Origin of the sequence: Geomonas propionica, assembly GCF_016458235.1 — a bacterium.
GTDB lineage: Bacteria > Desulfobacterota > Desulfuromonadia > Geobacterales > Geobacteraceae > Geomonas > Geomonas propionica.
This window is the reverse complement of record NZ_JAEMHK010000001.1, coordinates 559934-580217: the sequence shown is the minus strand read 5'-3', so window position 1 is coordinate 580217 and position 20284 is coordinate 559934. Positions and strand designations below refer to the sequence as shown.

Below are 20284 nucleotides of genomic sequence, written 5' to 3'. Positions count from 1 at the left end.
CTAACTTGATCGCTTCTCGTTTAAACTCTGAATCGTACTTGCGATTCGATCTCATGACACACCCTCCTGGTCCGTTAGGATATATGGTGTGTCCTCAAAAGTGAAGATAGCTCACACGGGTCAAAGATTGACTCTTCCAAAGCCCCCCCCCTTTATCTCCATTCGTAACCTAGTGCATTCTCGGAGAGGTCGGCCATGGGCCAAAAGCTCTCTTCCCCTTCGTCAGGGAAATTCTTGAAAAGGGCCTGACAATGATGTATACTATTTGCGCTCTCAAGAGAGCTTGAGAGGAGGAGCGTTAACAATTACAAGTGTGATCTTACACGCTAACGTAATTGCCGATGCTAGGTTAAGGTTGACTGGACTACAAAGGTTCTGGAATATACTGGATACTGTCATCACACCTCCTGAGGAATGATAGCACATCGTGTTAACAGCAGTACCTCAAGCGCCAGTGGGAGCTTGGGGTGGAGCTCCGAGAGGAGCAACGTGCGCCGGAGAGGACATTACGGGTAGCTGCAATCCCGCGCCTCTCCGGCTTTGCTATTAGGAGGGGCATGTATGACGACCGGGAAGGCAGCACCTACGGCTGCATGGTTCCGCGTGCGCGGGTATCCCCACTTCGACCACAAGATCTCCGAGTCCGTTGCTTCAGCCTATGTGACCGTGCCTACAAAGGTTGCCACACATTCGTTCTATCCATTTTTGTCTTACCAAATGATAACGCCGCGATACAAGAAGGACCAGGGCAAGGTCGAGGACAAATCCCGTCCGATTCGGTATGCAGCCCATTTGGATTCTCACATATTCGCATATTACGCTAACACCCTCTTAGGAAGCTACGAGAAGTACATCTGCGGAAAACCCCTATCAAAGAGCGTTCTAGCATACAGGAAGCTTAATAAGTCGAACATCGAGTTCGCCGATCAGGCTTTCAATGACATTCAGTCTCTCGGCGATTGCGTTACGTTGTGCTTCGACGTCACTGGTTTTTTTGATAATTTGCCTCACTCAGTTATCAAGGAAAAGTGGGGGGAGATAATCGGATCCGCCAATCTGCCAGATGATCATTACGCAGTGTACAAGGCTATCACGAAATTTTCCTGGGCAGACAGAGGTGACGTCTACAAGATGCTCAGCATTAACCCCAAGGGTGCGTACCGCATCAAGGGAGCCTTGTGCACTCCTGCTGTATTCCGAACAGACATCCGGAAGAAGGGTCTCATCAGCAGAAATAATGAGTTAAAGGGCATCCCGCAAGGCTCTCCCATAAGTGCAGTGCTCTCCAATATCGCGATGATCTCGTTTGACGAGAGAGTGTCACAATTTGCCAGTGACGTAGGTGGCCTCTACCGCCGCTATTGTGACGATATTCTCATTGCTTGCCCCGTTGAACATGAGCGTGAAGCTATAGGTGTAATTAACGACGAAATCGAGAAACTTGGTCTGAGCATCAACAATGACAAGACGGAAAAAACGTATTTCAGTCAGGATGGAGAGGGTGCACTTACGGCAGATACGCCTATGCAATATCTGGGGTTCAAGTTTGATGGAAAGAAGAAGTTTTTGAGGTCCAAGACCCTATCCCGCTACTGGAGAAGACTCAAAACAGGGGTGAGATCAGCAACTAAGGCCGCAAAAGCCGCAAAAAAACGAGGAGAAAACGGGCAGGTTTTTAAGCAGGAACTATATGAGAAGTTTACCCACCTGGGAAAGAACAACTTCGTCAGATACGCCTACCGAGCTTCAGATAAGATGAATGAAGAAGCGATCAAGCGACAGCTAAGAAACCACTGGGAGAAGTTGCAACAAGAGCTGGAAAAGGAAGCTATATCTGCAAAATAATTGGCGGGTAATCGCGACTAGCGCGTCCCAAGGGATAAGGTTTTGCTCCTTCTACCGCGGGAGGAACCATAGCGCACCTGCTTCGGGAGCAGGGGGTCGGAGGTTCGAATCCTCTCATTCCGACCATTTTTTGAAAAGGCCCCTTGGAGACATCCCAGGGGCCTTTTTGTTTATACATTCCGATACATCCCTTCCTCCTCCGGTACCGGACCCACCAACGCATCACCTTCAGCATCACCCATAGCTCCTTTCTCCCCCCAAGTGTTGTCAGTCTTGGCTACTTCACACAGGATTTCTCCGGTTCCTCCGGTACGTTTCCGATACCCTTCTATTCTTCACCCCGGATAACTGTTCGGAATGCACCGATGTCGGTACGCTGCCCCCCCTGCAGTGCTAGGGCCAGATGAACAGATTCCCGTGGAAAAGGCGCAGGTCTGGGATAGGCGCCTCTCTCATATATTCAAGACATATCTTGATCGTAAGCAGGTTGTTGAGGTGGATTAAATGGAAATACTGAGAATTTTCTGGGGGGAGTCTTCCAGGTTCTTTACGCCCTCGTAAGCCAATCTTGCTTGCAGGCTATAGGACATGGGAGTTGGGGCAGGCAAAGGAAGCGGCGTGGTATCGGCGATATTTTCGACTCTTCGAGGTGCGGAATATCCGTAGGGTGACCCTTCTGCAACATCCACGACAGATGATGATACGATTCCCGCACTAGCGTTACTCTCTACTGGCACCAAAGCAGAGCTTTTGCTTCTGAAAAAAGCTAACTGCCTTTGCTTAGTTTTGATGAGCGCCTTACCATCAAACGCATATCCCGTGCTGTTTGCAACTATGACAAGGTCAGACATCAAAATTCCAAGTAGTACAAAACAGTATCATATAATTTTCTGATAAGAATATAAGACATGACAAATACAGCAGTCTGAAAATTTAGAAGTAAAGTGCGGGTTTCATACCACAGTCCACACGATATTTCAATCTTTTCCGGCCAAAATCCATTTTAACCCAGCGGATTAGCACTGAATGCCTCGCTGCACGACAGATTGGGTCATGCCGTTCCTGTGAGTGCTAGTCTGCGTAATACGCCCCACCCAGGCCATTCGGCAGCTGCCCGAAGACAATCCCAACCGCGAAGTCCCCGTCTTCGCCCTGACGGCTCACGTCATGGGTGAGGCCCAGGAGCGGTTCCTGGCGCGCGGGGTGACCCAGGTGATCACCAAGCCGGTGGACTTCAAGGCGCTCAGGGAAGTCCTGGACCAGTACAGCCAAACCTCGCAATCGGCCGGGGCTTAGCATAAGCCGCCGCAGCACCGGATCGGCCATGCGGCGCGGGCAGCAAACTTCTCCCACCGCCAGAATAAACAAAGGCCCCCTGGCATGTTGCCAGAGGGCCTTTTGTTCATTCTGGCTTTCTCACCGCTTCTATCGGGAGATAAAGCGTGCTACCATCGCGCCCGGCTGAGAAGGTGCCGCAGGGGGAAGAGCTCACCGCCCAGTTCGCGGCTATCACAGCAGAGGCACTACCGACTCGCGAGGATCTGATTACTTCATGCCAGCAATAAGCACCTTTTCCCCCATGCTCACCGGCTTCGGTCTTGGCGCAAGCCTCATCGTCGCCATCGGCAGCCAAAACGCCTTTGTCCTCAGGCAGGGCCTCAAACGCCAGTACGTTTTCCTGGTCAGCACGGTCTGCTTTCTGTGCGACTCGCTGCTCATTTCCCTTGGTGCGGGGGGCTTCAGCACCGTCGTCGCCGGTTCTCCACGACTGATGCAATTTACCCTTTGGGGAGGCGTCGCGTTCCTGTTCGCGTACGGCCTGCGAGCCTTCGCCTCCGCGGCCAAACCGGGGGGCCTGGAGGCGAGCGACGCCGGCGGCGATACCGGCAGCCTCGCCAAGGTGGCGCTCACCACCGTGATGCTCAGCCTCATGAACCCACACGCCTTCCTCGATACGGTGGTACTGCTCGGCAGCCTTGCCGGGCTGTATTCAGGAGAAAGCCGGCTTTTCTTCGCCTTCGGCGCGATCTCCGCATCCTGCGCCTGGTTCTACGGCATCGGCTATGGCGCCCGGCTGCTGGCTCCGCTGTTCCGTCGGCCGGTGGCATGGCGCGTGCTGGACATCCTCGTCGGCTGCACCATGTGGAGCATCGCCGGCAGCCTCGCCTTGGGACGGTAACACCCCCCACTGCTGTGGCCGGTACACGAAGTTCTCTTGCCGATTGAACCACAGGAGGGCCTTGTCGCTTCTTTTCCTCTTCCAGCGCGGGGAAAAGATTTCCTTCCATTTCAAAATATGGTGGATGTCCACGGTGATATCCCGCAAGAGCAGCTTCCTTTGGTCCGGTTGGTACTGGTAGCAGTACCACCTGCCGTCCCGGTTCAAGGGCAACACCCTGCCCAGCCTGACCTTCTCGGAGAACTTGTTACTGCTGACATTGTAGAATGATTGTTGTTTACCTCCCACCGCGACCAGCACCGTGTCAGTCTCAAACGAGGCGCTGTAGGTCCGCTCCGAGCCCCACACCCCAAGGCTGTAAGCCGTCTCGTAGACCTTTATAATCTCGAGGTTTTCGTTTCTTTGAGTCAGCCAAAATTTTTCCAAGCCGTAGATATATCCTCTTTGGGGGTCGGCCTTGAAGATGTCCGGGGTCATGCGGAGTGAGACCCTTGCGGAGAGCTTGTCGTTGACCTGCCTCATTTCATCGTCCCCCCCGACGATGAAGCGGTCTGGGTTACTGTACCATCGACACATCTTTAGCTCTGTCCGGTTTCCCAACTGCAGACTGTGGAGTGCGGACCTCTGCCCCAGCCGCATCTTTAGGACTTTTGCAGGCAAGTGCTGTGCTTCGTGTTTCACCAACACGTAGTAGTCGCTGTCCCTTTCGCTCGACATCCAGATATTTTCCTCGCAAAACCCCTCCCCGATCTCGAACCGCTCCCGCATGTCAAAGCTGGCGGTGAACCGTCCTCCTTCCACCGACAGCTCAGCGCGCCACACCTTTGGCCCATATCCCTCCTCGCCCTCCAGCTCCCGAAAAAGCAGGGTGTGCTCATTTACGCAGTCGACAAGCGCAACACCTGCAAATACCGGCGAAGTCGCCTGGTAGGCGGTCTGGTTGGCAAAATCGATGACAAACACGGTGTCCTCGATGTCTTTCAGAAAAACCTTGGTATCGGTCTGCCAGTCCAACTCCAAAGGGGACTGCGACGTTATATCGATGGGGATGCTGTCGGAAAACTCCAGAGTCAAGGGTGCTACCGCAATGTGGAACGCTGCGGCAACCTCGGCGTCCATCGCCTCGAACCCCCGGGTGTCCACATTGCCCCTGCGCAGATACGCGGCCTTCTCACGTTTGCCCAGAAGCAGCGCCTCGCGGTACTCCTCCAGAAGCCGACTCTCTCCGTCCTCCGGTATCAGCCGGGCCAGCCGTTCGTCCATTGTTCGAACCAGTTCCCGCCTCTCTTCGACGGGGAGAAGAGTCAGCCTCTTCTTGACCAAGGCATAGATCCGTCGCAGTTCGTCCGCGCACTGCAAACTCTCGGATGACCCAAGTAGAGCAACGATTTCCCTTCTCGCCTTCTCCTGCTCGGCTTGCAGCAAGTCGAGGTAGGTCTCGCTGAATTCGGGGAAAGGTCTGAACCACGGCTTGAGCTCCTGCATGGTTTCGAAGCACCCCTCGCGATCACCCGCAGCGGTGGCGGTTTTCACCTTTACCAAACGAAGCCACAACTCCTTTGCGGCTCGCTCACTGGTGCTGTTGAGACGCTTGTTTTCGTAGAGCACGGAAAAGAAAGGGGAAAGTGACAGGACGTCCTCGGCCCGGTGCGCATACTCCGGTTGCCTCATCAGGTGCATGACGCGGTCGAAGCACTCCGGCCAGCACTTTTCCAGGACCAATCCACGTAGCAAATCGAGCTGCTCGTCAAACTGCCTACGCCTAAGCCCTTCCTTTTCCTGGGCCATCAATCTCCTGATGACCGCTTTGTTATCCTTGTCCCGCGCCAGAAGCTGCGCCAGGAGTGCGAGGCGCCCCTCGCCGTCCCTTTCGGCTTCCAGCCGGCACCACAATTGCGTCAGGCAGGCCTCGTCGGCCCTGGCGTCGACGGCGGCCAGCACGGCGCGAGCCTCCTGGCAAAGAGGATTGAGCGCCAGCGCCTCACGGGCCAGGCACCTCGCCTCCTCCAGAGCCCCCGACCGCAACAGGGCCTGTGCTTTTTGCACCACCGGTTCGGCCTGCGCCGACATCGCCACCGCGATCTCCTTGTGCAACTCGTCCAACCTGGCAACGAAGCCCTCCATTTTTTTGGCGACGGTCACCAAATCCAGGGCGGCAGCAAGGTTGCCGTCCTGGAAGGTGATCTCTGCATAGGCCACAAGAGCCTCCTGGCCAAGTTCGGCGGGGTGAAGCTCTTCAAAAATGGCCCTGGCCTCCGGAACCTGACCGTTTCGGTGATACGCCACACCGAGCAACGCGCGCAGCGCTCTGTCCTTGAGCACGCTGGGATCTTGTTTCAACAACATTTCGATGCAGAGTTGATAAGCGCCGATTTCGTGCAGCATGAGACCGGCTGCCCGTGCAAGTACCGGCAAGTCCCCGTTGCAGTGGACTCGGAGACTGGCCAAAACTTCTTCCGCCGCCACATAGTCGTACTGATCCAGAAGCCCAGTTGCCGTCTTGAGTACCTCCTTTGCTGAGCTAGCCGTCCCCGTTTCCCGACGCCGCTTCCCTCGATTCCGTTTGGATGCCGCTTTTGCTGGGTAAAGCGCTGCCGCCGACGCTGCCCTTTCTATGGCAAGGGAAGACAGTCCTCCCGCAGGAGCGTGGCACGCATCGATCGAGGGAAGGGCTCGATGCTTGATCAGAATGATTTTCTGACTCGCGGGATGAGGGACGAGGTGAAAGGAATCACCGTAATGCTCAAGCAGCAGATTCTGGAGCCTGATCTTGAGCTGATAGCCGCGCTCCCTATCGGGCTCTGTGAGGGTAAGCTTGGTGGGGTTGACGTTCTTGATCAAACTGATGATGTGCAACGACGACGGCACTTGGGGTGAATTGAGAACACTCTCCGCAGCCGTGACATAGTTCTCCCATTTCACAATTCACCTCCTGCACCATGACAGTAGCGGCCGTTACCACACATATTTATTATCAAATTTTAATACATTTTCAACATCCCTCCTCTGTGCTCCTCGGGGGTCTTTACCCTAAGAGTGGCGGCCTCCCGCATCACGTTCTCTTTGAGCCGACCGCTGAGCAGCAGCGACAAAAACAGCGCGCTCTGCCTTACCTGCCACAACAAGTAGGTTACGCACCGCCCGATAGATAAAAAAAGCCCCCTGGTCAAGCCAGGGGGCTTTTCATTTCCCGGTGCCATTGGCAGCACCGGCTCCAGTTGTCTCGGCAGGGTGGCACGGCGCCCCAGCGGACACATCGCCAGGCTCGCGCCGCACCCGGGGGAGCTAGCCGTTGGCGGCCCTGTGGCTCGCGGCCGCAATCTTGTCACTGACGCTGCGATCCTGCACGAGCCCCGCGCAGCTCCTCGAAGACCTGGTGAGCGTGCCGCTGCTGCGCACAGCCACCGCACGCGGAGAGGGTGCGGCCTTATCCACGGCCTTGAAAAAGGCGATGCTGGCCTGCAGTGCTTCCGCTTCCGCACTCAGTTCCGCCGCCGTCGCTGCCATTTCCGCACTGGCGCTGGCGTTCTTCTCGATGATCCCGTTCAGCTGCTGCACCGCCCCGTTGATCTGGCGGGTCCCGTCTTCCTGTTCTTTGCAGGAGGCGGAAATCTCCTGCACCAGCTCCGCCGTTTTCTCGATGTTGGGCACCATCTCCACGAGCATCTGCCCCGCCTTTTCGGCGACCTCGACACTGGTAAAGGAAAGCCCGCTGATCTGTACCGCAGCCGCCTGGCTCCTCTCGGCCAGTTTGCGCACCTCGGCGGCGACGACGGCGAATCCCTTGCCGTGCTCGCCTGCGCGCGCGGCCTCGATGGCGGCGTTGAGCGCCAGCAGGTTGGTCTGGCGCGCGATCTCCTCAATGACGCTGATCTTGCCGGTTATCTCACGCATGGCCTCCACGGTGCGCTGCACGGCGGCGCCGCCTTCTTGCGCCTGGACCGCATTTTTGACCGCTATTTTCTCGGTTTCTACTGCATTGGCGGCATTGCTGCTGATGTTCATGTCCATCTGCTTCAGGCTGCCGGAGAGCTCGTCGGCCGCGGCAGCCTGCTGCGCGGTACCCGCGCTCATCTCTTCGGACCCCTGGGCGAGGGTCTGGCTCCCCACCACCACGTGGTCAGAGGTGGAGCGTACCCCCGCCACCACGTGGCCCAGCCGCCCGACCATCTCGTTGAGGGCGTGGATCAGCTGTCCCACTTCGTCGCTTTGGCGCAGCTCCAGGGTTTGGGTCAGGTCCCCCGCCGATACCGCCCTGGCGAAGTCCACCCCCTTGCGCAAAGGAGCGCTGATCAGGCCGGCAATGATCAGCCCCAGGCCCACGGCGAGAACGATCCCGACAACACCTGCCGCCGCCATCATGTTGGTGGCCGAATCGGCGACCCGTGTGTTCTCGTCCGAGGCGATCTGGGCCTGCTTTAACTTCGCCTGCACCAACCGGTCGATCACCTCCTGGTAGTGCAGGGCCGCCCTTTTGCCGGCGCCGTTTAAAACCGCGCGGGCTTCGTCATCCTTATTGGCCTCGGCCAGCGCGATCGCTTTCTCGATCTGCTGCCCGTATTCCCCCCTGACCATCTTGTACTCGTCGAGAAGATCGCGCTCTTTCTGCGTCTCAATGGTCTTCTCCACAGCATTCACGTTGTCGCCAATTTCTGCACGGATACTCTTGATCGACGCTACGATCTTTTTCTTTTCCGCCGGATCAGTGGTCTCGACCAGTTCACGCAGTCCTATCCGTACCCGCTGGAATCCTACTGCCATCTCGCCGATGTCACCGAGGGGGACCGTCATCTTCTGGTATAGCCACCTGTCGACCGTGCCGATGCCGCGGATCTTGCTGATACCGATCCAGCTGATACCGCCGGCGATCATGGCAAGAACCAAAAAGCCTCCCACTAGTTTGAACCGGATCTGCAGATCGAGAAACCACCGCATGAACTCTCCCCTTGGTGACATAGCTCTCTGTCCAATACATACAGAGACAGCGTGTGACATTGGTTATCGGCTATTGCCTGGGTCAGCTTGAGCGAGGTACTGTAAGAAATAACGCACTGCCATGAACTGAGAGTGCGTATCGGTAGAACCCGCTGTTTCAGCGCCACTCACGCGACCCCTGTTTGTTCAATGAGCCGCACTCCCGACCGGGGCGTCGCCGACCTTTGCACCTCCTTGACAAGGTGAATGATTTTCATTAGGGTACCGATCATGGCAGCCTCGGGGCGGGTTGCCGGACGGACCTCCCCCATCTCTACGTCGTCGCACGAGAAAAGCCCTCAGGCACCGCCGAGGGCTTTCGTTTTTGCTCCACCGTATGCCACCCAAAGGAACGTAGATACGCATGATCCACGAGCAGCACTTCACCTATCGCCCCATCGGCCTGTTGCGCTCCCCCTATTCCCGCCGCATCGACGCGCCTCATCAAAGCACCGTGGTTGCCGGCACCCAAAGCGGCGACTTCGCCACCGCGACGCTGGAACTCCAGGACTGGCTCGATGAAAAGACGATCCAGGATCTGGGCGGTTTCCAGAGGCTGTGGCTCATCTTCGCCTTCCACCTCAGCGAGGGGTGGAAAAGCAACGTGAAGCCTCCGCGCGGGGGACCAAAGCGCGGCGTCCTGGCGACCAGGTCACCGCATCGCCCCAACTCTATCGGGCTGTCCGCCGTGGAACTGGTACGGGTGGAAGGAAAGACGCTGCACCTGCGCGGTGTGGACCTCCTGGACGGAACGCCCATCCTGGATATCAAGCCCTACGTCCCGTATGCAGACGCCTTTCCGGAATCGAAGGCGGGGTGGATAGACGAGATGGATGCCAAGGTAGGTCGCTACTTCGCTCCCGGGCCGCGCAAGCCCAGGTGACCGGCGACGGTTGCACCGGCCTCGTCGAGCACCTCGCGCAGGGCCTCGGATACCGCGTTCATGCAGGTGTCCTTCCCGTAATTGCAGCCGATCCCACCCAGGGCCTTCACCGCCTCGCGCGGGTCGAGTCCGGACCGCAGGCCGTAGGAGAGGATCCTGGTCAGGCCGTCGAAGACCGCTGCCCCGCAATGACCGGCCTTGCCGAAGCGAACGAAGATCTCGAACGGGTTTCCCTTGTGATCCATGGCGACGGTCACGTAGATCCTGCCGCAGTGGGTCTCTTTCTGGAAGGTGACGCTGGGAAGCGAACCGGGACGGGCCTTCTTCTTCATAGAAACCTCCCTCTGTGTCAGCACCGGACTCCGATTTCGAGACGCTGATAGTATAGCCACACCGCCCGCCAACACAACGCACTGTCCCTTTGGTACCCACCGTGTCCCTGATACGGACACCAGCACGACCCATCTTCCCGGTAAACCACCGGAAACCCGCAACCTGTACCAATGGCACACCCTCTGCTACTTCACTATGACAAGCCGGCCGGCTGCCCTTTTGCGGGACAGCGGCAACATCGTAGCGAGAGGAGGAAGCACCATGTTCTCGGAGAAATTACTTGCAACCATCGGCACCAGCGGACCGCTCCTTGAAAAGACGCTGATCCAGGAGGTAAGAAAGATCTTCTCCACCATGATGGGGATGGACCATCTGCTGCATCTGCCCCTGGCGGTCAACCCGGCATCCAACTTCACGGATTGCATCAGCGCCCTGGTGGGGTTGGCCGGTGATTACAACGGCCTGGTAGGGCTGCACGTGTCCACCCACTTGGCCCAGCGCCTGGCAGGGCAGCTCCTTGATACCGACAGCCCGACCGAGGACGAGATCGAGGACGCCCTGGGAGAGCTCGCCAACGTCCTGGCGGGGAATTTCAAACGCCACCTCTCCCCGGAGTCCCTGGCAATACGGCTATCCACCCCGTCCATCGTCTCCGGCAAGCAGTACGCGATCCACGTGTCGAAGAAGCCCGAGGTGATGACGCTGCTCTTTGACTCGGAGGAGGACTGGTTCATGGTGGCACTGGCCGTGGAACAGTAACCGCAGTCGGCTGCGGCCGGCCGGCGCCCGCAGGTGCCGTTTACCGTTTTTTGACCTACATCAAGGAATTCCTCCCGGGGATATGGTTTACATGTGCCTCGTTTTTTTACTCATCAAAGGGGAGGACATTGCATGATTCATGGTTTGAAGAAACTGGGAGGGGCGCTGGCGCTGGTGCTGATGCTGGCCGGGGCGGCGTTCGCCGGGAAGAGCAACTGTATCACCTGTCACGAGAAGGTGACGCCGAACATCGTCAAGGACTTCCTGTCCGGTGAAATGGGCAAGAGCGGCAGCGTCGACTGCTCCAGCTGCCACGGCACCGCCCACCAGAGCGCCAAGGATGTCGCCAAGGTGACCATGCCGACCGAGAAGACCTGCAAGGAGTGCCACACCAAGCAGCATGACCAGTACGCCTCCGGCAAGCACGCCGTCGCCTGGGTGGCCATGGACGCCATGCCGACCAACAAGATCCAGCCCCACGCCTACATCCAGGGGATGAAGGGTTGCGGCGGCTGCCACAAGGTCGGCATCCGCGACGAAAAGTCGCGCGCCGATGGGCAGTACGGCTCCCCGTGCAACTCCTGCCACACCCGCCACAAGTTCAGCAAGGCCGAGGCCAAGAAGCCGGAAGCCTGCCGCACCTGCCACATGGGCTTCGACCATCCGCAGTGGGAGATGTGGTCCAACTCCAAGCACGGCTCCATCTACCAGATGGAAGGTGACACCGGCCGCGCCCCCACCTGCCAGACCTGCCATATGGGCGACGGCGACCACAACGTGATGACCTCCTGGGGCTTCCTGGCCCTGCGTCTCCCCGAAGAAGACGCCGAGTGGATGGGCTACCGCGTCACCATCCTGAAAGGCCTCGGGGTCCTCGACCCGGCAGGCAAGCCGACCGGCCGCCTCGAGCTGGTCAAGGCGGGCAAGGTGGCACGCCTCACCAAGGAAGAGTGGCAAGCGTCCCGCGACAAAATGGTCGGCATCTGCAGCAAGTGCCACAGTGCGACCTACGCCAAGACCCAGCTCGGCAACGCCGACCAGATGATCAAGGAAGCCGACAAACTGATGGCTGAGGCGATCACCATCGTCGCCGGCCTCTACGAGAAGGGGATCATCAAGCCGCAGCAGGGTCAGCCGGCCTACCCGGACCTGCTCACCTTCTACGACACCAGGACCCCGATCGAGCAGACCCTGTACGTGATGTTCCTCGAGCACCGCATGCGTGCCTTCCAGGGGGCGTTCCACATGAACCCCGACTACGTCACCTGGTACGGCTTGGCCGAGCTCCAGAAGGACCTGGTGGACATCAAGGCGGAGGCTGCCTCGATGACCCGCGAGTCCGGCCACAAGAAGTAACCTGACCACAGATAAAGAAGCTGTCCCCGCAGCGGGGCGTCCCTGACGCCCCGCTGTTTTTGCGTCCGGCCGCTCCATCACGCCGGCCACGGCAACATTGTCACATCCAACAAGGTAGAATTTTGGAAACAGCCCCGGAGAAAAGTCACATTGCACGTGCGGATAACGGGACTACACTGGGTAAGTTCCCATCAAAATGCGGAGGTGACCTATGCTGAAGAAGCTCTTGCTGTCGATCGCGATTCTTTCTCTCATCAGCGCCTGTGCAGTTCCACGCGTGAAGCAGGACGCCAACCCTGCGTACAGCGCCCACCAATTCAGCAATCACGAGCTCGATATCTCCTGGAAAGCAGAAAACACCGACAAGGGGATGCGCATCGACGGCACCCTCAAGAACGTGCGGCCGGACCTCCCCTACACTTCTCTCCAGTTGACGGCGAAGCTGCTTGATGAAAACGGCAAGGAGCTCGGCAAGGGAACCAAGACCTTCGACGGGCGGTTTACCGGAAGCGAACCGTTCCTCATCGAGATTCCGTTGGCCCGGCCGGACAGCGTCAAGCGGGTGAATTTCTCCTACTCCTATGGAACGACAGAGGATTTCCGCCGCGACGACTTCAACAGCGTCCCGTAACCCGCGGATACTTGCCCCTTGCCCAAACAAACAAAGGCCCCTGGCGACAGCCAGGGGCCTTTTACGTGTCCACAGTTCGCTTGGCGTGCCACTACCGAGGTTTGTCCCGTCTCCAGCCGTGCCACTCGCCACGGCGCAAAGCCTTGAAGGAACCAATCACTACGTCGGCGGGGATTACCAGGTACCAGATGGTCAGGATTACCGCTATGATGATCAGGAGCACGAGCAGTATCGTTTTCATAATAAACCTCCTTTGCCTCCCTTAATAAGACCTTACCATAAGGCTCTTCACATGAACAAGCCACCCCCGGCATTCCCATCAGGGGATTCTGGGGTATCATTCATCTCTGTCGTCCGCCCCATATCAGCCATGCTGCGAGCCCGTCCGCAACGGGCTTGGCAGGAGGAGCCGTCATGTCCGACCCCGGCGCAGCCATACCGGAAAAACTGCAACGCGACCTCGACTACCTGATGGAATGCCTGGCCGAGATGTTCCACGGCCTGGGCGAGTCCCAACTGGCGGCCTGCCTCCCCAAGACCGGTTCCATGGCCCCCTCCGAGGACTGCAAGTTCGTGCGGGCCTGGTCCATTGCCTTTCAGCTGCTCAGCATGGCGGAGGAGAACTTCGCCGTACAGACGCGGCGGGCGGTGGAGGCGAGCCAGGGGCTGGTGGCCGAGCCGGGCCTTTGGGGAAGGGTGCTGGAAAAGCTGAACAAGAGCGGCGTGCCGCAGGAACAGATCGCGGAACTCCTGGGACAGATCAGGGTGGAGCCGGTGCTCACCGCCCACCCCACCGAGGCGAAGCGGGCCTCGGTGCTGAGGCACCTGCGTGAGCTCTACCTCCTGCTGGTGAAACGCGAGAACACGGTCTGGACCCCGCTGGAGCGCGACGACATCCGCGAGGAAATCGTCACCATGCTGGAGCGACTCTGGCGCACCGGAGAAATCCACCTGGAGAAGCCGCAGGTCCTGAATGAGTTGGCGGCCATCATCTACCACCTGCGCGAGATCTTTCCCCGGGTGATTCCGATCCTGGACAAGAGGATCTGCCGCGCCTGGCGCGAGGCGGGACTGGCGCGCCCCCTGTCGCCGCTCACCGACCGCCTCCCCAAGGTCTCCTTCAGCACCTGGGTGGGGGGGGACCGCGACGGGCACCCCCTGGTCACCGCCGAGGTCACCGCCGCTACGCTCAGGGAGCTGAGGCTGAACGCGCTCATGCTGATCCACGGCCAGCTCACCACCCTGGGGAGCCGGCTCAGCATCTCGCGGCTGCTGCTCCCCCCTCCCCCCGAGCTTGCCAAGCGCCTGCAGGAACTGGCCGCACCAACCGGGGCGCTGGGCGCCGAGGCGCTCCGGCGCAACCCGGAGGAGCCCTGGCGCCAACTGGTGAACCTGATGAAGGCAAAGCTCCCGGTCGACATCTCTGGGGGTGAGGAAACCCTCTGCGGCGACTCCGGCTCCCGTTACTGCCGCCCCCACGAGCTCGAAGGCGACCTGCGCCTACTCAGGGACACCCTGGTGGCCACCGGCGCTACGCGGCTCGCGCTTGCCGACGTGGTGCCGGTGCTGCGCTGCGTGGAGGTGTTCGGGTTCCACCTGGCCTCCCTCGACGTCAGGCAGAACAGCGCCTTCCATGACAAGGCGGTGGAGCAGTTGATGGCGGCGGCCGGGTTGACGGAGCGAGGTTTCTCGCAGTGGCAGGAGCCGGAGCGGCTCGCCTTCCTGGACCGGGAGCTCGCCTCACCCCGCCCCTTCCTGCTCCCCGACGCCAAGCCCGGCAAGGAAGCAGAGAGCGTGATCGGCTGCTACCGTGTGCTCGCGACCCAGATCCGGGATTACGGCGCGGAGTCGCTGGGCGCCCTGATCGTCAGCATGACCCGCTCCCTCTCAGATCTGCTGGTGGTCTACCTTTTGGCGCGCGAAGCGGGGCTCGTCGTGCGCACGGGTGAGGGACTCGCCTGCCTCCTCCCGGTGGTCCCGCTCTTCGAGACCATCAAGGACCTGGAGGGAAGCGCCGCGATCCTGGAACAGTTCCTGGGGCACCCCATGACGCGCCGCGCCCTGGCCCAGCTGGGCGGCGGACAACCGGTGCAGCAGGTCATGGTCGGCTACAGCGACAGCAACAAGGACGGCGGGATTATGGCGAGCCTGTGGGGGCTGTACCGCGCCCAGGAGGCGATGCTGGCGGCCGCGCGGCGCCAGGGGGTGCGGCTGCGCTTCTTCCACGGCAGGGGGGGGACCATCAGCCGCGGCGCCGGCCCCACCAGCCGCTTCCTGCGCGGCCTCCCCGAGGGATCGGCGGCAGGGGACCTGCGCCTCACCGAGCAGGGCGAGGTGATCTCTCAGAAGTACTCCAACCCGTTGAACGCCGCCTACCACCTGGAACTGCTGCTCGCCGGGACCGCCGGCGTCAGCATCCCGCAACGTGGCGGCCCGGGCCCCGGGCACCCGCTGGAGCCGGTGATGGATCGTCTGGCGGCGCGGAGCAGGACCGCCTACCAGCAACTCCTGAACAGCGACGGCTTCGTCACCTTCTTCCGCGAGGCCACCCCCATCGACGTGATCGAGTCGAGCAGCATAGGTTCGCGTCCGGCGCGGCGTACCGCCCAGGCGAGCCTCGGCGACCTGCGCGCCATCCCGTGGGTCTTCAGTTGGAGCCAGGCCCGTTACTTCCTCTCCGGCTGGTACGGCATCGGCTTCGCCCTGGAGGAGCTCATGAACCAGGAACCGGCCCTGTTCGGCGAACTGGTCCGCAACTGCCAGAGCTGGACCGTGCTGCACTACATCATCAGTAACGCCGCCACCAGCGTCGCCAGCGCCAACCTCGCCATCATGGAAAGCTACGCCGAACTGGTGCACGACCAGGGGATCCGTGAGCCGATCTTCGCCGCCATCGCCGGCGAGTACCAGCGCACCGTGAGGATGCTCGAGGAGATCTACGGCGGCTCACTGGCCGAGCGTCGCGCCGCCGTGCACAGCTCGCTGGCGCGGCGCGAGGACGCTCTCCGGGTGCTGCACGAGCGCCAGATCGCCCTTTTGCGCCAATGGCGCCAGGACACCACGCGCAAAGACAGCGCCATGTCCGGAGGGCTCTTGTTCCGGCTCCTGGAGACGGTGAACGCGATCGCTGCAGGGCTTGGCACCACCGGCTGAATTTCCGCCTCGCCGTCTCCGTCTTCGTTGTCTGGGCTCCCGCCTACCCCTCTTCACACGGAGAAACCTTCCCCGCAAACGGGCTGCGGACAAAGCGAAGGCCCCCTTGCTTCTGCCAGGGGGCCTTTTTGCATTGCTGCTGGTTTGGAAAAAATCCCCGGGGAGGAGGACCAGCACCTCCTCCCCAGGCATGGACGGCTGATACTACGGGTTGGTGGTGATGGGCAACGGCGTAGCGTTCACCCATCCGGAGGAAACGATGATGCCGTTGTTGGACCTGATCCGGTACCAGTACTTGGTGTTGCGGGCAAGCCCGGTCTGGGTCAGGGTGGTCACCCCGGCATTGACGGTGATGCTGTTCAGGTTCTTGGTGAAGGCCGAGTCGGTGGCTCTCTGGATGGTGAAGTCGGTTTCGTTGCTGGAGAGATCCTGCCAATTCAGGACCACGCTCCTGCTGTTGCCGGTGTTCTTGCCGTTGGTTGCGGTGAAGTTCCCCGGTGCGGCCGGCTGTGCCGGAAGCAGGATGGTCGGGGAAACGGCGTACCCGGACAGGCCGGCAACGTTCACGGCGGCGACACGGTAAGTGTAGGTGGTGTCGGCTGCCGAGAGGGTCAGGTTGTCAGTGTAGGTTACGCTGCCGGTGTTGCTGCGGGCCGGAAGCTTGGCGAGCAGGGTGAAGGCGCCGCCGTTCACGGAGCGTTCGAGCACGAACCCAGTCTCGGTGGTGGCGTTGTCGGTGAAGGTGATGGTGACCTTCGGTCCGGCAGCCAGAACCGCGTTCATGTTGGTCGGATCTACCGGGACGCTACCGGTGAAGAGCGGTGCCGAGGCCGACTGCACGGTCATACTCGGCATCTGCCCGCCGTAGCCGACGGTGTTCAGTGCCAGTACCTGGTACTCGGTCACCACGTTCGGGTTGTAGATGGCCGGATCCTGCAGTGTCTTCGGCCCGGTGGTGTTGGCCTGGTCCAGCGGGGAGGCGATGGTGCCCACGGTGGTCCAGGTGGTGCCGTCAGTGGTTTTCTTCACCACGAACGAGGTCTCGCTGATGGAGTTGTCGTTCCAGTTCAGGGTGAGCCGCGCCTTGTTGCCGGAACCGGAGGTGGTGAAGGCGAGGCCGTCAGCCTGCTTCGGCGGCAGGGCCAAGGAGACCGGGCGCATCATGTCCATCTCTTCGTGGCTGAGGATGTGGCAATGCCACACGTATTCCCAACCGAAGTTGACCAGTTGGTTGATGATGGCGTTGGTCGGGTTGCCGGAGATGTCGGTGGGCTCGAACATCGCGGTGGAGCCGGCCGGCATCATCGGGTTGAGCATCCTGACGCTGTTCGGGATTTCGAACGGCAGCGTCGGAACGATCGGCCTCAGGGCGACGATGGTGTCTTCCAGCGGGCTGATCCTTACGGTGTCTTTCCAGCCGAGCTCGTTGGCATCCGGCGGGATGATGATGTTGTCCCAGGTCACGCGGTTGAGTACCTGCACGTCGTAGAGGTGGAAGTGGATCGGGTGGGTGTCCACCCCGTTATGGGTGATCTTCCAGATCTGGGTGCCGTCCTGGGTCGAGATCGGGGTGACGTTCAGGTCGCCCTTGGGCAGGTTGGTGCCGTCGATCAGTTCGGTGGCCGGGTTGACGTACGGGTACAGGATCACGTTCTGTGCGCCCGGAGCGGCCGGAACCGCCTCGAGGCCCATGTTGGCGGTCATCCTGCCGAACTCGTCGAAGGCAACCGCGTTCATCTCGTCATGCAGGGCCTTGGGCTGCAGCGGGATCTGGAACTTCGTGTTGGGTCCTAACAGGGTGTTGAAGCCGAAAAGGTTGCCGCCCTGGTCGGAGATCCGGGCAAAGCCGTCGCAGGACTGCTTGGTGCTCCCCGGAGCGTTGCACCAGCTGCCCGCCGGGAAGTTGGTGCCGTAGGCCGAGTTGTAGGCGGCCTGGCCGACGATGATCGGATGCTGACCGGATTCGAATACGCCGGAGCCATCGGCCTGGTGCGCGAACGCCGCCTGCAGCGAGGGGAGGTCGAACGGGGCCGGGGTTACCGTCGGGTCGGGCAGCGGGTTGACCCTGATCTGCATCACGGTCCTGGTGTTGGGGCCGTAGCCAGGAATTACACCCGGGGCGCCGACGGGAGAGAGGTCGGGGGCGCCGGTGTAGTAGTCGTAGCTCGCCACGCGTGCCGGGTAGGCCGCAGGGGCGTCGTTGTAAAGGATCAGCGTCTTGCCGGCGTACTTGGAGAAGTCGACGATCACGTCGGCCCGCTCTGCCGGTGCCAGCGCCAGGGAGTGCTGGTCCACGTTACCCACGTCGAAGCGGGTGGGATCGGTGATCCAGGTGATGGGCTGCGGCGGGATCACGGCCGGTGCCGGCAGGAAGCCGCCCTCGCTGCCGATCTGGATCCAGTCCGGCCCTTTCGGGGAGAGGGTGGTGTCCGGAGTCGGGAACACGTTCGGGTCGAGCTGTGCCGCCGCCAGTTCAGCGATCTTGAAGGCCACCTCGGTACCGCCGATCGGGTTGCCATCGGCGTTCAGGGAGGTGCTGGCGGTGTTAACGTCGGCCTCATACATATGCAGGTTGAAGAAACGGTCGTTGGCCGCATTCAGGATGCGCAGGCGATACGCCTTGGGATCGACCGTGGTGTACGGGTACACGGTGCCGTTGACTACCGGCGTGTCGTTGAACTGCTCCATGCCGACGGAGATGTTCGGGGTACCCGGGATCATCTCAGGCTCGCAGAACGGGTCGGTCTGGTACTGCCAGGTGGTGGAATCGTTCAGGTCGCACGGCTTGGCGAGCGGTGTGGTGAACGCGGTCGCCGGGTCCATGTTGAAACGCGGGTTCAGGATCGGCGGGTACATCGGTTTTGCCGGGGGCCAGAACCAGGGGCCGTACATCCAGCGGCCGAAGGCGCTCATGCCGCTCGGGTCGCTCGGGTTTTGCGCGGGCATGTAGACGTGGTGGTACCAGAGGTTGCCAAAGCCGCCCCAACGGTCGGCATCCCAAGTCGGGTCCTGGTCGTAGAGCTGGCCGGTACGGGCAACCTTGTCGCCCTGCGGCACGAAGGTGCGGTCCTGCACGATGAGCGGGATGGTGCTGTTGCCGTCGGGGATGAGCCCCTTGCTGATCAGTGCCTGCTCGGTCTCGTCCTGGATCACGTAGCCGGCAGCCTCACCGGCGTAGACGTTGAGACGGGTGATGCCCCAGGCGTGGTCATGGTAGAACATGAGACGCGCGCTCTGCTGGTTGGTGTAGAAGAAGGTGATGGCACCGGGGCCCGGATCGGGCATGTCGGGCACGTTCTTAACACTCACGCCTGCAGGCCAGGGTGTCGACTCGTCTTTCGGGGTGGTCCACTGGTGCGGGGTACCGTCGCTGATCCAGGGGGTCACGCCGCCGTGCAGGTGCAAGGTGGCCCTGTTGTCCTTGAAGCACATGTCGGATTTGGGGTTGGCGGTGCAAAGCGGGTTACGTACCGTGTCGGTGACCGTACCGGCATCGGTCGGGGTGACCATGGACATCGGCCCCATCCCGGAGCCCATCATGGTCGCGTCGACGGGGAGGAACAGGTCGCCGCCTGCGTTGTTAGGCAAAAGGTTGCGGAACAGGATCCTGACCGGACGGTCCTTCTGGGCCACGATGACGGGTCCGAGGTAGTTAGGGGAAGTCACGCCGGTGTAGCTGGCGACGGACACCGTGGTGCCGTCGACCAGGGCGTTGGTGAGGGCAACCTGCTTGCCCGGGACCACCGTCGTGGAAAGCTGCACGTAGCCACGCAGCAGGGTCGGCGGCAGGTCGGAGTGCATCTTCTGGCGGTACTGCACCACGCCGATTTCGTAGTAGTCAGCTCCCGGGTAGGTGGTGGTGTCGGCGACGGCCACCGGGAGGTACTGGCCGAGGTCGTTCGCATTCCCCTCGCCCAAGCCGGGGAGACGGTTCACGAACTTCTTGATGCCGCCGGAGACTGCGCTGGTAACCGGGTCAACCGTCGGCAGCGGGCTCAGCGCCCAGTTGGGAGCCGGTCCGAAATAATGGGGTACTTTGGTTTCGTCGATGGCCTGTGCTGGTGGGGGAGCCAGTCCCCAAAGCGTGATCACCAGTGTTGCCAGGCACGCTATCAATGTTGTTCTCAGCCTGTCCATAACTTCCTCCTTTTTACATATCAAGGTCATTTCG

The 20284-nt window shown here is 60.5% G+C and carries 13 protein-coding genes; 8 read left to right on the top strand and 5 right to left on the bottom strand.

Going from position 1 to position 20284, the window contains the following annotated elements; genetic code table 11:
- Positions 1 to 561: 561 nt before the first annotated feature.
- Positions 562 to 1845, top strand: a complete 1284-nt coding sequence (gene drt2, locus JFN90_RS02600) for an antiviral reverse transcriptase Drt2 (RefSeq protein ID WP_199393533.1) — start codon at positions 562 to 564, stop codon at positions 1843 to 1845.
- Positions 1846 to 2345: 500 nt separating this feature from the next.
- Here the strand turns inward: drt2 and JFN90_RS02595 are convergent, their stop codons facing one another.
- Complete coding sequence (locus JFN90_RS02595; protein WP_199393532.1) at positions 2346 to 2696, bottom strand: hypothetical protein; 351 nt, start codon at positions 2694 to 2696, stop codon at positions 2346 to 2348.
- Between the two features lie 217 nt (positions 2697 to 2913).
- Between JFN90_RS02595 and JFN90_RS02590 the strand changes: the two genes are divergently transcribed.
- Positions 2914 to 3141, top strand: a complete 228-nt coding sequence (locus tag JFN90_RS02590) for a response regulator (RefSeq protein ID WP_199393531.1) — start codon at positions 2914 to 2916, stop codon at positions 3139 to 3141.
- A gap of 256 nt (positions 3142 to 3397) precedes the next feature.
- On the top strand, positions 3398 to 4024 hold the full coding sequence (locus JFN90_RS02585; RefSeq protein ID WP_199393530.1) for a LysE/ArgO family amino acid transporter: 627 nt from the start codon (positions 3398 to 3400) through the stop codon (positions 4022 to 4024).
- A gap of 3285 nt (positions 4025 to 7309) precedes the next feature.
- On the opposite strand, the gene JFN90_RS02580 is transcribed toward JFN90_RS02585, so the two are convergent.
- Positions 7310 to 8959, bottom strand: a complete 1650-nt coding sequence (locus JFN90_RS02580; protein WP_199393529.1) for a methyl-accepting chemotaxis protein — start codon at positions 8957 to 8959, stop codon at positions 7310 to 7312.
- Positions 8960 to 9362: 403 nt separating this feature from the next.
- Between JFN90_RS02580 and tsaA the strand changes: the two genes are divergently transcribed.
- A complete protein-coding gene (gene tsaA / locus JFN90_RS02575) occupies positions 9363 to 9881 on the top strand; it encodes a tRNA (N6-threonylcarbamoyladenosine(37)-N6)-methyltransferase TrmO (protein ID WP_199393528.1) in 519 nt (172 codons plus the stop codon).
- Here the strand turns inward: tsaA and JFN90_RS02570 are convergent.
- Positions 9848 to 10213 carry a TSCPD domain-containing protein gene (locus JFN90_RS02570; protein ID WP_199393527.1) on the bottom strand — a complete coding sequence of 122 codons (366 nt, stop codon included), beginning with the start codon at positions 10211 to 10213 and terminating at the stop codon, positions 9848 to 9850. The genes tsaA and JFN90_RS02570 overlap by 34 nt on opposite strands.
- A 262-nt stretch (positions 10214 to 10475) precedes the next feature.
- Here JFN90_RS02570 and JFN90_RS02565 point away from each other — a divergent pair, with 262 nt between their 5' ends.
- The 3 genes from JFN90_RS02565 to JFN90_RS02555 all read left to right on the top strand — a co-directional run bounded on the left by JFN90_RS02565 (position 10476) and on the right by JFN90_RS02555 (position 12960).
- Positions 10476 to 10973: a chemotaxis protein CheX gene (locus JFN90_RS02565; protein ID WP_199393526.1), complete on the top strand. Its 498-nt coding sequence runs from the start codon at positions 10476 to 10478 to the stop codon at positions 10971 to 10973.
- A 132-nt stretch (positions 10974 to 11105) separates the two neighbouring features.
- The gene (locus JFN90_RS02560) at positions 11106 to 12329 is read left to right on the top strand and encodes a multiheme c-type cytochrome (protein ID WP_199393525.1); all 1224 of its coding nucleotides are present in this window, start codon (positions 11106 to 11108) and stop codon (positions 12327 to 12329) included.
- A 211-nt stretch (positions 12330 to 12540) separates the two neighbouring features.
- Positions 12541 to 12960: a hypothetical protein gene (locus JFN90_RS02555; protein WP_199393524.1), complete on the top strand. Its 420-nt coding sequence runs from the start codon at positions 12541 to 12543 to the stop codon at positions 12958 to 12960.
- A gap of 91 nt (positions 12961 to 13051) precedes the next feature.
- Here JFN90_RS02555 and JFN90_RS02550 read toward each other — a convergent pair whose 3' ends face one another.
- Entirely contained in the window at positions 13052 to 13201 is a 150-nt protein-coding gene (locus JFN90_RS02550; protein ID WP_199393523.1) for a hypothetical protein, read from the bottom strand.
- Positions 13202 to 13374: 173 nt separating this feature from the next.
- On the opposite strand from JFN90_RS02550, the gene JFN90_RS02545 reads away from it, so the two are divergent.
- A complete protein-coding gene (locus JFN90_RS02545; RefSeq protein ID WP_199393522.1) occupies positions 13375 to 16113 on the top strand; it encodes a phosphoenolpyruvate carboxylase in 2739 nt (912 codons plus the stop codon).
- A 204-nt stretch (positions 16114 to 16317) separates the two neighbouring features.
- Here JFN90_RS02545 and JFN90_RS02540 read toward each other — a convergent pair whose 3' ends face one another.
- Complete coding sequence (locus JFN90_RS02540) at positions 16318 to 20250, bottom strand: multicopper oxidase domain-containing protein (RefSeq protein ID WP_199393521.1); 3933 nt, start codon at positions 20248 to 20250, stop codon at positions 16318 to 16320.
- Between the last annotated feature and the right edge of the window lie 34 nt (positions 20251 to 20284).

Bases quoted from the DNA above. Each gene is read 5' to 3' on its own strand.
- drt2 (WP_199393533.1), top strand. From the start codon at position 562: ATGACGACCGGGAAGGCAGCACCTACGGCTGCATGGTTCCGCGTGCGC.
- JFN90_RS02595 (WP_199393532.1), bottom strand. From the start codon at position 2,696: ATGTCTGACCTTGTCATAGTTGCAAACAGCACGGGATATGCGTTTGAT.
- JFN90_RS02585 (WP_199393530.1), top strand. From the start codon at position 3,398: ATGCCAGCAATAAGCACCTTTTCCCCCATGCTCACCGGCTTCGGTCTT.
- JFN90_RS02580 (WP_199393529.1), bottom strand. From the start codon at position 8,959: ATGCGGTGGTTTCTCGATCTGCAGATCCGGTTCAAACTAGTGGGAGGC.
- tsaA (WP_199393528.1), top strand. From the start codon at position 9,363: ATGATCCACGAGCAGCACTTCACCTATCGCCCCATCGGCCTGTTGCGC.
- JFN90_RS02570 (WP_199393527.1), bottom strand. From the start codon at position 10,213: ATGAAGAAGAAGGCCCGTCCCGGTTCGCTTCCCAGCGTCACCTTCCAG.
- JFN90_RS02565 (WP_199393526.1), top strand. From the start codon at position 10,476: ATGTTCTCGGAGAAATTACTTGCAACCATCGGCACCAGCGGACCGCTC.
- JFN90_RS02560 (WP_199393525.1), top strand. From the start codon at position 11,106: ATGATTCATGGTTTGAAGAAACTGGGAGGGGCGCTGGCGCTGGTGCTG.
- JFN90_RS02555 (WP_199393524.1), top strand. From the start codon at position 12,541: ATGCTGAAGAAGCTCTTGCTGTCGATCGCGATTCTTTCTCTCATCAGC.
- JFN90_RS02550 (WP_199393523.1), bottom strand. From the start codon at position 13,201: ATGAAAACGATACTGCTCGTGCTCCTGATCATCATAGCGGTAATCCTG.
- JFN90_RS02545 (WP_199393522.1), top strand. From the start codon at position 13,375: ATGTCCGACCCCGGCGCAGCCATACCGGAAAAACTGCAACGCGACCTC.
- JFN90_RS02540 (WP_199393521.1), bottom strand. From the start codon at position 20,250: ATGGACAGGCTGAGAACAACATTGATAGCGTGCCTGGCAACACTGGTG.